The sequence below is a fragment of the Streptomyces alfalfae genome (genome assembly GCF_004127445.1).
Lineage (GTDB): Bacteria > Actinomycetota > Actinomycetes > Streptomycetales > Streptomycetaceae > Streptomyces > Streptomyces alfalfae.
Genome location: NZ_QEXM01000051.1, coordinates 51,687 through 66,340 on the forward strand (window position 1 = coordinate 51,687; position 14,654 = coordinate 66,340).

Sequence of the window (14,654 nt, forward strand, 5' to 3'; positions counted from 1 at the left end):
CGGCAAGCAGTCTCCGTACAACCCGGGAGAGAAGCAGATGTCCGTATCGGACGAGACCACCACCGTGAGCGACGGCATCCTCCTGTCGGACGCCGCCGCGGCCAAGGTGAAGGGCCTCCTCGAGCAGGAGGGCCGCGACGACCTGGCGCTGCGCGTCGCCGTGCAGCCGGGCGGCTGCTCGGGCCTGCGCTACCAGCTGTTCTTCGACGAGCGCTCGCTCGACGGCGACGTCGTCAAGGACTTCGACGGCGTCAAGGTCGTCACCGACCGGATGAGCGCTCCCTACCTGGGCGGCGCCTCCATCGACTTCGTGGACACCATCGAGAAGCAGGGCTTCACGATCGACAACCCGAACGCCACGGGCTCCTGCGCCTGCGGTGACTCCTTCAGCTGACCCTGAAGGTGCGAGTACGCCGAAGGCGGCGGCCCCCCGAAACTTCGGGGGGCCGCCGCCTTCGTCCGTGCGGGCCCCGGCTACCGGCGCCGCACCGTGTCGCCGTCCGCGTCCACGACCTTCCGGTCGCCGAGCGGCTCGTCGAGCGTGACCGTCTCCTTGAGCTCCTCGGCCATCATCACGCAGACCTTGCCCTTCTCCTGCCGCTCCTCGGACACCGTGACCCGGACCCGGTCGCCGTCCTCGCTCGCGGACGCGGAGTACTCGCCGCACACGCCGCCCCAGAAGTGGACGGTCAGCGACGTGCCGTCCGCGGTGTAGGACGTGATGTCCGCCGGTCCCTCACCGCCGCGCTCCGGCTTCCCCGAGGGCTCGGGAGTGCCCGCGCGGGTGGGTGAGGTCAGGTGCTTCGGGGCGACGGCGGGGTGCGTCACCGTGAAGGAGTCGTCGGCGCCCCGCGGCCGCACCTCGAACAGCCAGGACGGCACGAGGGTCTGCTTGCCGCCCACGAAGTGCGTGGCCAGGCCGAACGTCGCGTCGCTGACCTCGATCGGCTGCGGCTTCGGCGGCGTCGGCGAGGGCACGCAGGGCGCCTGCTTCGTGCCGCCCTCGGTCTTCGTGCTGTCGTCGGCGTGCGGCGCCGGGGTCGCGCAGCCCGCGATCTTCCCGCCGCCGCCCCGGCCCTGGGAGTTCAGCAGGTCCAGCGTCTCCTTCGCCCCGATCGCCGGGTACTCGGCGCCCTTGACCGGCGCCTTCAGCCGGCCGCTGCCGCCGACCACTTCGCCGTCCGAGCCGACCTGGATGCCGGTCGACCAGCCGTACGTCGGCAGGCCGCCCACCTTCGGGTCGGCGTTCACCACGCGCACGGCGCCCATGAGCTGGCGGGCGTCCAGCTTGGCGTCGTCCTGGCCGAGCGCCTTCAGCACCGGCGCGGCGGCGTCCTTGGCGGTCCGCTCGCTCACCGCGTCGCCCAGCTCGCCGTCGGACGCGGTGGATCCGGACGAACAGGGCTTGCCCTTCGGGCAGTTGTCGGTGCCGCCCTCGCCGTGCCCGACGTACGTCCAGGTCCCCGGCGCCTGCTTGTTCACCTGGAGGGAGGGGCCCGAGCCGTCCCTGTCCCGCGTCACCTTCCAGACGCCGTCCCGCAGCACCGGCGCACCGCTCACGCCGAGCGCCTTCGCGAGGTGCGCCACCTCGGCGCGGGTGACCTCGCCGCGCGCGTGGTAGACGGGGGCGGAGCCGGGGCCCTCGGGCAGCTCGCCGGCCGCCTCGTACGTGGCGCCGTTCGGGTCGGGCTCGCCCGGCGCGATGCCGGGGCCGCCGCCGCTCTCCCTGCCGCTGTCCGTGTACCCGTCGAGGGCGAGCGGCGGAGGGTTGCCCTCGCCGCCCGCGGGCGCCCTGCCGCCGCGGCCGCCGCCGTCGGACGCGGTCGCCGCGAAGTAGGCGCCACCGCCGCCGACCAGCAGCACGGTGGCCGCGACCGAGGCGACGGCGAGGCGGGACCGCCGCCGTCCCCGATCGGCCGTCTCATGAACGGATGGCTCGGTGCTCACCGCATCGCTCCTTCGACTGCACTGCCGTCCCCGGAAACCCATGGGCGGGCTCCGTCGTATACCGGTTCCCCCGCGCGGGGGACGGCGATGGGACGCGGAGGGGGAGCGCACGGTTCCATGGGCCGCGCGCCCGGCCGGGACCAGTCTCGCTCAGTCCCCGTACACCGACATCCCGTCGATCAGCCGGGCGGACGCGGGCGGCACGTCGACGCCGTGGATCAGGGAGGGCGGCACGGGCGCGCTCACGGCCGCGGCGGGCACCGCCCAGTGCGGGGCCATGCGGGCGCAGTCGCCCCGCAGCGTCTCCATGCTCTCCGGCCGCTCCGCCTCCCCGGTGAGCCGGGCGGGGCGCTTCAGGGCGGAATTCTTCGTGACTAGGGGCATAACGGAACCGTATGCATCACATCACTCAGGAAAAAAGACCTACTATCGGGTAGTTTTGCCACTTCAGAGACGGTGGGTGGACCCGATAGCGTGAACCGTCAACCCGCCTCTCCTCCACAGGAGCGTCCAGCCGTGCGTATCGCAGTCACCGGCTCCATCGCCACCGACCACCTGATGACCTTCCCCGGCCGCTTCGCCGACCAGCTGGTCGCCGATCAGCTGCACACGGTCTCCCTCTCCTTCCTGGTCGACGCCCTCGACGTGCGCAGGGGAGGCGTCGCGGCCAACATCAGCTTCGGCATGGGCCAGCTCGGCACGCGGCCGATCCTGGTCGGCGCCGCGGGCTCCGACTTCGACGAGTACCGCGCCTGGCTCGACCGGCACGGTGTGGACACCGCGTCGGTCCGGATCTCCGAGACCCTGCACACCGCCCGCTTCGTGTGCACCACGGACGCCGACCACAACCAGATCGGCTCCTTCTACACGGGCGCGATGAGCGAGGCCCGCCTGATCGAGCTGAAGACGGTGGCCGACCGCGTCGGCGGCCTCGACCTCGTCTCGATCGGCGCCGACGACCCCGAGGCGATGCTCCGCCACACCGAGGAGTGCCGCACCCGCGCGATCCCCTTCGCCGCCGACTTCTCGCAGCAGATCGCCCGCATGGAGGGCGAGGAGATCCGCACCCTCCTCGACGGCGCCACGTACCTCTTCTGCAACGAGTACGAGAAGGGGCTCATCGAGTCCAAGACCGGCTGGACCGACGCCGAGATCCTCTCCCGGGTCGGCCACCGCGTGACGACCCTCGGCGCGAACGGCGTGCGCATCGAGTCCGTGGGCCAGGACACGATCGAGGTCGGCGTCCCCGAGGAGAAGGCGAAGGTCGAGCCGACCGGCGTCGGCGACGCGTTCCGCGCGGGCTTCCTCTCCGGCCTGGCCTGGGGCGTCTCCCACGAGCGCGCCGCGCAGGTGGGCTGCATGCTGGCCACCCTGGTCATCGAGACCGTCGGCACCCAGGAGTACGAGCTGCGGCGCACCGACTTCATGGACCGCTTCACCAAGGCGTACGGCGACGAGGCCGCCGCCGAGGTCCGCACCCACCTCGGCTGACCGGACCCACCCCGTCACGAGCTCCGGCGGACCACATGGGCACGGCCGTGGTCCGCCGGCCGCTCACCCACGTACTCCTGCCCCCGCATCTCGCACCAGGCGGGGATGTCGAGCCGCGCCGCCTCGTCGTCCGCGAGCACGGTCACCGTGCCGCCGACCGGGACGTCCCCGATCACCTTCGCCAGCTCGATGACGGGCAGGGGGCACCGCTTGCCGAGCGCGTCCACCACGAGCGAGGCCCCTTCCGCGCCGGCCGTCGGGCCGGCCGGGGCCCCCAGCTTCTCGCGCACCCCGGCCACGACGCCGGGCAGCGCGCCGAGGAAGCGCTCCACCTCGGCGGCCTCCGTGCCGGCCGGCAGCGAGACACGGACATTGCCCTCGCTCAGCACGCCCATCGCCCTCAGCACATGGCTCGGGGTCAGTGTGGAACTGGTGCACGACGAGCCGGACGACACCGAGAAGCCCACCGCGTCCAGCTCGTGCAGCAGCGTCTCCCCGTCGACATAGAGACACGAGAAGGTGACGACGTGCGGCAGCCGCCGCACCGGATCGCCCACCACCTCCACGTCCGGCACGAGGGCGGGCACCCGCTCCCTGATCCGCTCCGTCAGCTCCCGCAGGCGCGCCCGCTCCGCGTCGGCCTCGGCCCGCACCGCCCGCAGCGAAGCGACGGCGGCGACGATCGCGGGGATGTTCTCGAACCCGGCGGCCCGCCCGGACTCCCGCTCGTCGGCGGGCCCCTGGGCCGCGAACCGCACGCCCTTGCGCACGGCGAGCAGCCCGACCCCCGCGGGACCGCCCCACTTGTGGGCACTGCCCGTGAGCAGCGACCAGCCCCCGTCCACCCGGCCCCAGGCCAGCGACTGCGCGGCGTCCACCAGGAGGGGCACCCCGGCGGCGCGGCAGACCTCGGCCACCTCGGCCACCGGCTGCTCGGTGCCGACCTCGTGGTTGGCGGACTGGAGGCAGGCCAGGGCCGTGTCCTCGCGCAGTGCCTCGGCGTACCCCTCGGGGGAGACCGCGCCGCCCCGGTCCACGCCGACCTCGGTCACCGTCCCGCCGGCGGCCTCGTGGACCTCGGCCGAATGGAGTACCGACGAGTGTTCGACCGCCGACACGACCAGGTGACCTCCGGCGCGGCGGCGCCCGGCGAGCGCGCCCGCGATCCCGGCGTGCACGGCCCGGGTGCCGGAGGAGGTGAAGACCAACTCGTCGGGCCTGCACCCCACGGCGTCGGCCGCCGCCTCGCGCGCGGCGTCGAGCAGCAGCCGGGCCCGCCGCCCCTCCCGGTAGAGCCGGGCGGGATCGGCCCACCCCTCGTCGAGCGAGGCGTGCAGCGCCTGCCGGGCGACGGGATGGAGGGGCGCGGAGGAAGCGGCATCGAAGTAGGACACGGGGCAACGCTAGAACAGGGGCGCGCCCTGGAGGGGCGCGGCACCGTGACATGTGCGGCTCCGCCGCGTGGGCGCGGCCGGCCACCGCGGACCCGCGCGCGGACGGCGAGGTTCCACCGACCCGGCAGGCGCTCAGGGGCGCGCCCGACCCCCCGTCAGAAGGCGGCCCCGGGCCCAGCCCCCACCCTTCGGAGTGACCCGCGGCGCGTTAGGCACCCTCCCCGCGCGACCCCAAATAGCGTCCAGTAGGGTTTGGTCCGCATAAACATCCAAACCCCTGCCCGCCGCAGGGCGGCGACCGACCAGCGTGAAGGCCGCAGCCGACAACGCGGGCGAGACTCTCGGGAAGGCGCTACGTGAGTCCCAACGGCTCCGACCGCTCGTCGCGGCGCCCGATGCGGCGGAAGCTGCCGCAGGTGCTGACTGCGGGCCTGATCCTGGCGACCGCCACAGGTTGCACATACAAGGATTTCCCCCGCCTTGGAATGCCCACCCCGGTAACGGAGGAGGCTCCGCGGATTCTCTCCCTCTGGCAGGGCTCGTGGGCGGCAGCGCTCGCCACGGGCGTGCTGGTCTGGGGCCTGATCCTGTGGAGCGTCATCTTCCACCGGCGCAGCCGCACGAAGGTGGAAGTACCTCTGCAGACCCGGTACAACATGCCCATCGAGGCGCTGTACACGGTCGTCCCCCTCATCATCGTCTCCGTGCTCTTCTACTTCACGGCACGGGACGAGTCGAAGCTCCTCAAGCTCGAGGACAAGCCGGCCCACACGATCAACGTGGTCGGCTTCCAGTGGAGCTGGGGCTTCAACTACGTCGAGGACGTCAAGGGTTCCGACAAGGAGGACGCGAAGACCTCCAAGGACCTCGACGCCATTCCGAAGCGGTTCCGCGACGACTTCCCGGCCGGTGCCGGTGGCGTCTACGACGTCGGCACGCCCGGCGAGCGGAACCCTCAGAACGGCAACCCCGGCCCCACCCTGTGGCTGCCCAAGGGTGAGAAGGTCCGCTTCGTCCTGACCTCGCGTGACGTCATCCACTCCTTCTGGGTGGTGCCGTTCCTCATGAAGCAGGACGTGATCCCGGGCCACACCAACGCCTTCGAGGTGACTCCCAACAAGGAGGGCACCTTCATGGGCAAGTGCGCCGAGCTCTGCGGCGTCGACCACTCCCGGATGCTCTTCAACGTCAAGGTCGTCTCTCCCGAGCGCTACCAGAAGCATCTGGAAGAGCTCGCGAAGAAGAACCAGACCGGTTACATCCCGGCCGGCATCGAGCAGACGGGCCACGAGAAGAACCGGGAGACGAACAACCTGTGAGCATCCTCAACGAACCCCAGGGTGCCGCGGCAGCAGCAACGGACTCGTACGAGAACGAGCTGCCGGTCAGGCGCAAGCAGCCGGGAAACGTCGTCATCAAGTGGCTGACCACCACTGACCACAAGACGATCGGCACGCTCTATCTGGTCACGTCGTTCGCGTTCTTCTGCATCGGCGGAGTGATGGCGCTCTTCATGCGCGCCGAACTCGCCCGCCCGGGTACGCAGATCATGTCGAACGAGCAGTTCAACCAGGCGTTCACGATGCACGGCACGATCATGCTGCTGATGTTCGCGACGCCGCTGTTCGCCGGTTTCGCGAACTGGATCATGCCGCTCCAGATCGGCGCGCCGGACGTCGCCTTCCCGCGACTGAACATGTTCGCGTACTGGCTGTACCTCTTCGGCTCGCTCATCGCGGTCGGCGGTTTCCTCACGCCGAACGGTGCGGCCGACTTCGGCTGGTTCGCCTACAGCCCGCTCTCGGACGCGGTCCGTTCGCCGGGCATCGGCGCCGACATGTGGATCATGGGTCTGGCCTTCTCCGGCTTCGGCACGATCCTCGGCTCGGTCAACTTCATCACCACGATCATCTGCATGCGCGCGCCGGGCATGACCATGTTCCGCATGCCGATCTTCGTGTGGAACGTGCTGCTCACGGCCGTCCTCGTGCTGCTGGCCTTCCCGGTCCTGGCCGCCGCGCTGTTCGCCCTGGAGGCGGACCGCAAATTCGGCGCCCATATCTTTGACGCGGCAAATGGCGGCGCATTGCTGTGGCAACACCTCTTCTGGTTCTTCGGCCATCCAGAGGTGTACATCATCGCCTTGCCGTTCTTCGGCATCATTTCCGAGGTCATCCCGGTCTTCTCCCGCAAGCCGATGTTCGGCTACATGGGCCTGATCGGCGCGACCATCGCCATCGCGGGTCTCTCCGTGACGGTGTGGGCGCACCACATGTACGTGACCGGTGGCGTACTACTGCCGTTCTTCTCCTTCATGACGTTCCTCATCGCCGTGCCGACAGGCGTGAAGTTCTTCAACTGGATCGGAACGATGTGGAAGGGGTCACTGAGTTTCGAGACCCCGATGCTGTGGGCGGTCGGCTTCCTGATCACCTTCACCTTCGGTGGCCTGACGGGCGTCATCCTCGCCTCGCCCCCGATGGACTTCCACGTCTCCGACTCGTACTTCGTGGTGGCGCACTTCCACTACGTGGTGTTCGGCACCGTCGTCTTCGCCATGTTCTCCGGCTTCCACTTCTGGTGGCCGAAGTTCACCGGCAAGATGCTCGACGAGCGGCTCGGCAAGATCACCTTCTGGACGCTGTTCGTGGGCTTCCACGGCACGTTCCTGGTGCAGCACTGGCTCGGCGCCGAGGGCATGCCGCGTCGTTACGCGGACTACCTCGCCGCGGACGGCTTCACCGCGCTGAACACGATCTCGACGATCTGCTCGTTCCTGCTCGGTCTGTCGATACTGCCGTTCTTCTACAACATCTGGAAGACGGCCAAGTACGGCAAGAAGATCACGGTCGACGACCCGTGGGGCTACGGCCGTTCGCTGGAGTGGGCGACGTCCTGCCCGCCGCCGCGGCACAACTTCGTCACCCTGCCGCGCATCCGCAGTGAATCGCCGGCCTTCGACCTGCACCACCCGGACATCGCGGCCCTCGGCCAGATCGAGAACGACGGGCAGAAGGACACCGCGCTGTTCGGCGGCGACAAGGAGGCCGCGAAGTGAAGATCCAGGGCAAGATGTTCATCTGGCTGAGCGTCTTCGTCCTCGCCATGGCGATCGTCTATGGCGTGTGGTCGAAGGAGCCGGCCGGTACCACGGCGCTCTTCCTGGCCTTCGGCCTGTGCATCATGATCGGCTACTACCTGGCCTTCACGGCCCGGCGGGTCGACGCCTCCGCACAGGACAACAAGGAGGCCGACGTCGCGGACGAGGCCGGCGAGGTGGGCTTCTTCAGCCCGCACAGCTGGCAGCCGCTCTCGCTGGCCGTCGGTGGCGCGCTCGCCTTCATGAGCATCGCCATCGGCTGGTGGCTGATGTACTTCTCCGCCCCGCTCCTGCTCATCGGGCTCTGGGGCTGGGTCTTCGAGTACTACCGCGGCGAGAACCAGACCCAGTGAGTCTGTAGTTCACGAAGCGCACGAGAGGCCCGGACACTCCTTCTGGAGGGTCCGGGCCTCTCCGCGTACCGCAGCAACCGTGTCCCCCGTACGGGGCACTTCGGCGCGCCGTACGGGGTGAATGTCCATACCGTGTGCTTATGAGCCAGTCACCGCGTATTCGTACGATATCGAGCTGCACCCTGCTGGTGGCCGCCCTCGGTGCGGGCGTCACGGCATGCGGCGGCTCCGACGGCCATCCGCTCTCGGCGCAGCCGTACGACGCGGCCGGCCAGATAGCCGTCAATGCCCCGGCGGGCAGCCAGAAGGCCGACCCGGACAAGCCCCTCGAGATCACCGCCCAGGGCGACGAGGCGCGCATCACCGACGTGACCGCCACCGACGCCGCGGGCCGGCGCCTGGCGGGCGAACTCTCCGTCGACGGCGCCCGATGGCACAGCACGGCGCCCCTCGCGGCCGGCGCCCAGTACACGGTGCGGGTGAGCACCGAGGACGAGGACGGCGCGCCCGGCCGCAAGGTCATGACCTTCGGCACCCGAACGGCCCCCGCGAAGAAGCAGCTGAAGGTCGAGCTCGGCCCCGGGGACGGCACCTACGGCGTCGGACAGCCCGTCACGGCCTCGCTCAGCGCCCCGGTGAAGGGCAAGAAGGCCCGCGCGGTCGTGGAGCGGGCCCTGAAGGTCAGGTCCATACCCGCGACGGAGGGCTCCTGGTACTGGGTGGACAGCGAGACGCTGCACTACCGCCCCAAGGAGTACTGGCCCGCCCACGCCACCGTCAGCGTCTCCAGCAGCCTCGGGGGCATCAAGGTCGGCGACCGGCTGTGGGGCGCCGAGACCAAGCCGCTGAGGTTCACCACGGGGGACCGGGTCGAGGCCGTGACGGACGCCGCGTCCCACACGATGACGGTCTACCGCAACGGCGAGGAGATCAGGTCGATACCGGTGACCACCGGCAAGCCCGGCTACTCCACGCGCAACGGCGTCAAGGTCGTGCTCGGCAAGGAGTACTTCGTACGCATGCGCGGCACCAGCATCGGCATCCCCGAGGGCACCGCCGACTCGTACAACCTGCCCGTGTACTACGCCACCCGGCTGACCGACACGGGGGAATACGTGCACGCCGCGCCCTGGTCCGTGGGCTCCCAGGGCTCCGCCAACGTCAGCCACGGCTGCGTGGGGATGAGCACCGGCAACGCCGCCTGGTTCTTCGAGACCGTGCGGCAGGGCGACATCACCCGGACCATCAACAGCTTCGGCGAGGACATGCCGGTCTTCGGCAACGGCCTGGGCGACTGGAACATGGGCTGGAAGAAGTGGCGGCAGGGCAGCGCGCTCCTCCCCGGCGGCAAGGACGGCCCCGCGGCCGTCGAGGCGGCCCGGCTGCGGCCGGCGGTCTAGCGGCCCCGCAGAACAGCACAGAGAGCCGCGCGGACAGCGCGCAGGGCCCCGCGCCGGGACGCGGGGCCCTGTCGGGCGTACGGGGCGGGACGGGGCCGGTTCAGGAGCGCACGGCCAGGCGGCTGCGCAGCAGGGCGGCCAGCGCGTCCGCGAACTCCACCGGCTCGACGGGCAGGGTCACCGCGGCCTCCGCCCGGCTCCAGGTGGCCAGCCAGGCGTCCTGGGGGCGCCCCATGAGCAGCAGCACCGGCGGGGCCCGGAAGATCTCGTCCTTGATCTGGCGGCACACGCCCATGCCGCCCGCGGGCTTCGCCTCGCCGTCCAGCACGCAGACGTCCACGCCGCCCGCGTCCAGCCGCTTGAGGACCGCGGGCAGCGTCGCGCACTCGATGAACTCGACCTCGGGGACGTCGGTGGCGGGCCTGCGCCCGGTGGCCAGGCGGACCTGCTCGCGGGTGCTCGCGTTGTCGCTGTAGACCAGCACCGTGGCGGTCGGCTGCATTGTTCCTCCAGTACGTCGAGCAGTCCTGAGCTGAGCTGTGCCGTCATGGGATCGGGAACCGATGCGCGGATGCTACTCCTCCCGACACCCCGTCAACACCGGTTCGGAAGGGCCCGTGATGGGCCATACGGGCAGGACACACCCCACAGACACTCCGAACGGCACCCCCCGGGGTGAGGGCGGGATAAGCGACCGACATAATGTCGGTCGTGGCGACAGCAACGACAGTAGATACCGGGCACGCGCACCCGCCGGTCAATCGACCGAACCTCACCAGCGTCGGAACCATCATCTGGCTGAGTTCCGAGCTGATGTTCTTCGCGGCCCTCTTCGCGATGTACTTCACCCTGCGATCGGTGACAGGTCCTGATCACTGGAAGGAAATGGCCTCGGCCCTTAACTTCCCGTTCTCGGCGACGAACACCACCATCCTGGTGCTCTCCTCCCTCACGTGTCAGCTAGGCGTGTTCGCCGCTGAGCGTGGCGATGTGAAGAAGCTCAGGATGTGGTTCATCGTCACCTTCATCATGGGTGCGATCTTCATCGGCGGTCAGGTGTACGAGTACACCGAGCTGGTCAAGCACGAGGGCCTCTCGCTCTCGTCCGACCCGTACGGCTCGGTCTTCTACCTGACCACCGGCTTCCACGGACTGCACGTGACAGGCGGCCTGATCGCCTTCCTGCTGGTCCTGGGCCGCACGTACGCGGCCAGGAGGTTCACCCATGAACAGGCGACCGCAGCCATCGTCGTGTCCTATTACTGGCACTTCGTCGATGTGGTCTGGATCGGCCTCTTCGCCACGATCTACATGATCAAGTAATCGGCGGGGGTCGCTCACGCGACGTACCGACACTTTCCAGCATCGACGCAGAAGATCCTGACACCGGGGTAATCCGTGAAAAAGCTCTCCGCACGACGACGCCATCCGCTGGCGGCGGTCGTCGTCCTACTCCTCGCGCTGGCGGCCACCGGGGGGCTGTACGCCGCGTTCGCGCCGGCGGACAAGGCGCAGGCCGACGACACCGCCCAGTCCCTCGCCATCGACGAGGGCAAGAAGCTCTACGCCGTGGGCTGCTCCAGCTGCCACGGAACCGGCGGTCAGGGCTCCTCCGACGGTCCGAGCCTGGTCGGCGTGGGCGCCGCGGCGGTCGACTTCCAGGTCGGCACCGGGCGTATGCCGCTCCAGCAGCAGGGCGCCCAGGCGCCCAAGAAGAAGGTCATCTACAACCAGGCCCAGATCGACCAGCTCGCGGCGTACATCTCGTCGCTCGGCGCCGGTCCCTCGGTCCCGACCGAGAAGCAGTACAGCCCGGACGGGGCGGACATCGCCAAGGGTGGCGAGCTGTTCCGCACCAACTGCGCCCAGTGCCACAACTTCACCGGTAAGGGTGGCGCGCTCACACACGGCAAGTACGCGCCGTCGCTCGAGGATGTCTCCCCGAAGCACATCTACGAGGCCATGCAGACCGGCCCGCAGAACATGCCGTCCTTCCCCGACACGACCATGCCGGAGAAGGAGAAGAAGGACATCATCGCGTACCTCGACGCGGTCAACGGCGAGAAGACCGAGAGCCCTGGCGGTCTTGAGCTCGGTGGTCTGGGTCCGGTCAGTGAAGGCCTCTTCGGCTGGATCTTCGGTCTCGGCTCGCTGATCGCGGTCGCCGTGTGGGTCGCCGCTCGGACCGCAAAGGCCAAGAAGTCATGAGTAGCCAAGAGATTCCAGAAGAGAAGAACCTGCCGACCGAGCAGGAGACCGAGCACGGCTCGGTAGCGGTCGCGGACGAGAACCCGTTCGCCGACCCGGGCCTTCCGCCGCACGAGCACCGCATCCAGGACATCGACGAGCGGGCCGCGAAGCGCTCCGAGCGTGCGATCGCGTTCATGTTCACGCTGTCCATGCTGGCCACCGTCGGCTTCATCGCCTCGTTCGTGGCCATCCCGGCGGACAAGAGCATCTACGTCTGGCCGATCGGGCACATCAGCGGTCTCAACTTCGCCCTGGGCCTGACCCTGGGTGTGGCGCTGTTCTGCATCGGCGCGGGCGCGGTCCACTGGGCCCGCACCCTGATGTCCGACGTGGAGGTCGCCGACGACCGGCACCCCATCGAGGCCGAGCCCGAGGTCAGGGCCAAGGTCATGGCCGACTTCAGGGCCGGTGCCCAGGAGTCGCAGTTCGGACGGCGCAAGCTGATCCGCAACACGATGTTCGGCGCCCTGGCCCTGGTCCCGCTCTCCGGTGTCGTCCTCCTGCGCGACCTCGGTCCGCTGCCCGAGGACAAGCTCCGGCACACCAAGTGGGCCAAGGGCAAGAAGCTCGTCAACATGAACACGCACGAGCCGCTGCGTCCCTCGGACGTGCAGGTCGGGTCGCTGACGTTCGCCATGCCCGACGGCATGTCGGAGCACGACCACGACTTCCAGGTCCAGATCGCCAAGGCCGCCCTGATGATCGTCCGGATCCAGCCGGAGAACATCAAGGACAAGCGCGAGCTGGAGTGGTCGCACGAGGGCATCGTCGCGTACTCCAAGATCTGCACCCACGTGGGCTGCCCGATCTCCCTGTACGAGCAGCAGACGCACCACGTCCTCTGCCCGTGCCACCAGTCCACCTTCGACCTCTCCGACGGTGCCCGAGTCATCTTCGGCCCGGCCGGTCACGCTCTGCCGCAGCTGCGCATCGGTGTGAACGAGGAGGGCTACCTCGAAGCGCTCGGCGACTTCGAAGAGCCCGTCGGTCCTGCCTTCTGGGAGCGCGGATGAGCACCAACCCCACCAACGACGCGCACGGCGCGAGCAACTCCGGCAAGAAGGCACCCGCCGGCGAGCGGGTGGCCGACTGGGCCGACGGCCGTCTGGGGATCTACTCCCTGGCCAAGGCCAACATGCGCAAGATCTTTCCGGACCACTGGTCCTTCATGCTCGGCGAGATCTGCATGTACAGCTTCATCATCATCATCCTCACGGGTGTGTACCTGACGCTGTTCTTCCACCCGTCGATGAACGAGGTGGAGTACACCGGCAGCTACGTCCCGCTGCAGGGACAGCTGATGTCCGAGGCGTTCAACTCGACCATGCACATCTCCTTCGATGTGCGCGGTGGTCTGCTGATCCGGCAGATCCACCACTGGGCGGCGCTGATCTTCCTCGCCGGCATGTTCGTGCACATGATGCGCGTGTTCTTCACGGGCGCCTTCCGCAAGCCGCGTGAGGTCAACTGGCTGTTCGGCTTCCTGCTGTTCGTCCTCGGCATGTTCACCGGCTTCACCGGTTACTCGCTCCCGGACGACCTGCTCTCCGGCACCGGTGTCCGCTTCATGCAGGGCGCGATCCTGTCCGTCCCGGTCGTCGGCACGTACTTGTCGATGTTCCTGTTCGGCGGGGAGTTCCCCGGCGGCGACTTCGTGGCGCGCTTCTACTCGGTGCACATCCTGCTGCTGCCGGGCATCATGCTGGGCCTGATGGTGGCGCACCTGATCCTGGTCTTCTACCACAAGCACACGCAGTTCGCGGGCCCCGGCAAGAGCAACAAGAACGTCGTCGGCATGCCGCTGCTGCCCGTGTACATGGCGAAGGCCGGAGGCTTCTTCTTCCTGGTCTTCGGCGTCATCGCGGTCATCTCGGCGATCGCCTCGATCAACCCGATCTGGGCCATCGGCCCGTACCGCCCGGACCAGGTGTCCACCGGTGCGCAGCCCGACTGGTACATGGGCTTCTCCGAGGGTCTGATCCGTGTCATGCCGGGCTGGGAGATCAACCTCTGGGGCCACACGCTCGTCCTGGGCGTGTTCATCCCGCTGATGATCGTCTTCCCGCTGATCCTGGTCGTCATCGCGGTCTACCCGTTCATCGAGGCCTGGGTCACCGGTGACAAGCGCGAGCACCACATCCTGGACCGTCCGCGCAACGCCCCGACGCGCACCGCGTTCGGTGTCGCCTGGATCACCTGGTACCTGATCTGCCTGATCGGTGGTGGAAACGACCTCTGGGCCACGCACTTCCACCTGTCGATCAACGCGATCACCTGGTTCGTGCGCATCGCCTTCTTCGTCGGCCCGGTCATCGCGTTCATCGTCACCAAGCGGATCTGCCTGGGTCTGCAGCGGCGCGACAGGGACAAGGTGCTGCACGGCCGCGAGTCGGGCATCATCAAGCGCCTGCCGCACGGTGAGTTCATCGAGATCCACGAGCCGCTCGGCAAGGACCAGCTGCACACCCTCACGGCGCACGAGCAGTACAAGCCGGTCGAGATCGGCCCGACGGTCGACGAGAACGGTGTCGAGCGCAAGGTGACCGGTTCGCAGAAGCTGAGGGCCAAGCTCTCCAAGGGCTACTACGGGGAGGACAGCCAGATCCCCAAGCCCACCGCCGAGGAGTACAAGGAGATCACGAGCGGCCACGGCCACCACTGATCGACCGAAGCTCCACGAGCTGTAGACCACAAGGGTCGCCACGGCAAGAGCCCCGTC

The 14,654-nt window shown here is 68.9% G+C and carries 14 protein-coding genes; 10 read left to right on the plus strand and 4 right to left on the minus strand.

Features of this window, described 5'->3' with window-relative positions; genetic code table 11:
* Positions 1–37 precede the first annotated feature (37 nt).
* Entirely contained in the window at positions 38–394 is a 357-nt protein-coding gene (locus DCW30_RS32235; protein ID WP_030933606.1) for a HesB/IscA family protein, read from the plus strand.
* Between the two features lie 80 nt (positions 395–474).
* Here the strand turns inward: DCW30_RS32235 and DCW30_RS32240 are convergent, their stop codons facing one another.
* Entirely contained in the window at positions 475–1,947 is a 1,473-nt protein-coding gene (locus tag DCW30_RS32240) for a hypothetical protein (protein ID WP_076686693.1), read from the minus strand.
* Between the two features lie 150 nt (positions 1,948–2,097).
* Positions 2,098–2,331: a hypothetical protein gene (locus DCW30_RS32245; RefSeq protein WP_076686694.1), complete on the minus strand. Its 234-nt coding sequence runs from the start codon at positions 2,329–2,331 to the stop codon at positions 2,098–2,100.
* A 132-nt stretch (positions 2,332–2,463) separates the two neighbouring features.
* Here DCW30_RS32245 and DCW30_RS32250 point away from each other — a divergent pair, with 132 nt between their 5' ends.
* Positions 2,464–3,438 (plus strand): carbohydrate kinase family protein, encoded by a 975-nt coding sequence (locus DCW30_RS32250; protein ID WP_062781031.1) that lies wholly within the window; start codon positions 2,464–2,466, stop codon positions 3,436–3,438.
* 14 nt (positions 3,439–3,452) lie between these two features.
* On the opposite strand, the gene DCW30_RS32255 is transcribed toward DCW30_RS32250, so the two are convergent.
* The gene (locus tag DCW30_RS32255; protein WP_076686695.1) at positions 3,453–4,832 is read right to left on the minus strand and encodes a cysteine desulfurase/sulfurtransferase TusA family protein; all 1,380 of its coding nucleotides are present in this window, start codon (positions 4,830–4,832) and stop codon (positions 3,453–3,455) included.
* Between the two features lie 356 nt (positions 4,833–5,188).
* Between DCW30_RS32255 and ctaC the strand changes: the two genes are divergently transcribed.
* The 4 genes from ctaC (at position 5,189) to DCW30_RS32275 (ending at position 9,685) form a co-directional block, all read left to right on the plus strand.
* Positions 5,189–6,151 (plus strand): aa3-type cytochrome oxidase subunit II, encoded by a 963-nt coding sequence (gene ctaC, locus DCW30_RS32260; protein WP_076686696.1) that lies wholly within the window; start codon positions 5,189–5,191, stop codon positions 6,149–6,151.
* On the plus strand, positions 6,148–7,890 hold the full coding sequence (ctaD, locus tag DCW30_RS32265; RefSeq protein WP_062781037.1) for an aa3-type cytochrome oxidase subunit I: 1,743 nt from the start codon (positions 6,148–6,150) through the stop codon (positions 7,888–7,890). The genes ctaC and ctaD overlap by 4 nt, the downstream gene beginning before the upstream one ends.
* A complete protein-coding gene (locus tag DCW30_RS32270; RefSeq protein ID WP_062781039.1) occupies positions 7,887–8,285 on the plus strand; it encodes a cytochrome c oxidase subunit 4 in 399 nt (132 codons plus the stop codon). The genes ctaD and DCW30_RS32270 overlap by 4 nt, the downstream gene beginning before the upstream one ends.
* Before the next feature lie 140 nt (positions 8,286–8,425).
* Positions 8,426–9,685, plus strand: a complete 1,260-nt coding sequence (locus DCW30_RS32275; RefSeq protein ID WP_076686697.1) for a L,D-transpeptidase — start codon at positions 8,426–8,428, stop codon at positions 9,683–9,685.
* A gap of 100 nt (positions 9,686–9,785) precedes the next feature.
* Here DCW30_RS32275 and DCW30_RS32280 read toward each other — a convergent pair whose 3' ends face one another.
* Positions 9,786–10,187: a DNA-binding transcriptional response regulator gene (locus tag DCW30_RS32280; RefSeq protein WP_076686698.1), complete on the minus strand. Its 402-nt coding sequence runs from the start codon at positions 10,185–10,187 to the stop codon at positions 9,786–9,788.
* Between the two features lie 200 nt (positions 10,188–10,387).
* Here DCW30_RS32280 and ctaE point away from each other — a divergent pair, with 200 nt between their 5' ends.
* The 4 genes from ctaE to qcrB all read left to right on the plus strand — a co-directional run bounded on the left by ctaE (position 10,388) and on the right by qcrB (position 14,597).
* Positions 10,388–11,008: an aa3-type cytochrome oxidase subunit III gene (gene ctaE / locus DCW30_RS32285; protein ID WP_055566234.1), complete on the plus strand. Its 621-nt coding sequence runs from the start codon at positions 10,388–10,390 to the stop codon at positions 11,006–11,008.
* Positions 11,009–11,083: 75 nt separating this feature from the next.
* The gene (gene qcrC, locus DCW30_RS32290) at positions 11,084–11,893 is read left to right on the plus strand and encodes a cytochrome bc1 complex diheme cytochrome c subunit (protein ID WP_062781045.1); all 810 of its coding nucleotides are present in this window, start codon (positions 11,084–11,086) and stop codon (positions 11,891–11,893) included.
* Positions 11,890–12,948, plus strand: a complete 1,059-nt coding sequence (gene qcrA / locus DCW30_RS32295) for a cytochrome bc1 complex Rieske iron-sulfur subunit (RefSeq protein ID WP_062781047.1) — start codon at positions 11,890–11,892, stop codon at positions 12,946–12,948. The genes qcrC and qcrA overlap by 4 nt, the downstream gene beginning before the upstream one ends.
* On the plus strand, positions 12,945–14,597 hold the full coding sequence (gene qcrB / locus DCW30_RS32300) for a cytochrome bc1 complex cytochrome b subunit (protein WP_076686699.1): 1,653 nt from the start codon (positions 12,945–12,947) through the stop codon (positions 14,595–14,597). The genes qcrA and qcrB overlap by 4 nt, the downstream gene beginning before the upstream one ends.
* Positions 14,598–14,654 lie beyond the last annotated feature (57 nt).

Coding starts and splice junctions, on each gene's coding strand:
- DCW30_RS32235 (WP_030933606.1), top strand. CDS start 38: ATGTCCGTATCGGACGAGACCACCACCGTGAGCGACGGCATCCTCCTG.
- DCW30_RS32245 (WP_076686694.1), bottom strand. CDS start 2,331: ATGCCCCTAGTCACGAAGAATTCCGCCCTGAAGCGCCCCGCCCGGCTC.
- DCW30_RS32275 (WP_076686697.1), top strand. CDS start 8,426: ATGAGCCAGTCACCGCGTATTCGTACGATATCGAGCTGCACCCTGCTG.
- DCW30_RS32280 (WP_076686698.1), bottom strand. CDS start 10,187: ATGCAGCCGACCGCCACGGTGCTGGTCTACAGCGACAACGCGAGCACC.
- ctaE (WP_055566234.1), top strand. CDS start 10,388: ATGTCGGTCGTGGCGACAGCAACGACAGTAGATACCGGGCACGCGCAC.
- qcrA (WP_062781047.1), top strand. CDS start 11,890: ATGAGTAGCCAAGAGATTCCAGAAGAGAAGAACCTGCCGACCGAGCAG.
- qcrB (WP_076686699.1), top strand. CDS start 12,945: ATGAGCACCAACCCCACCAACGACGCGCACGGCGCGAGCAACTCCGGC.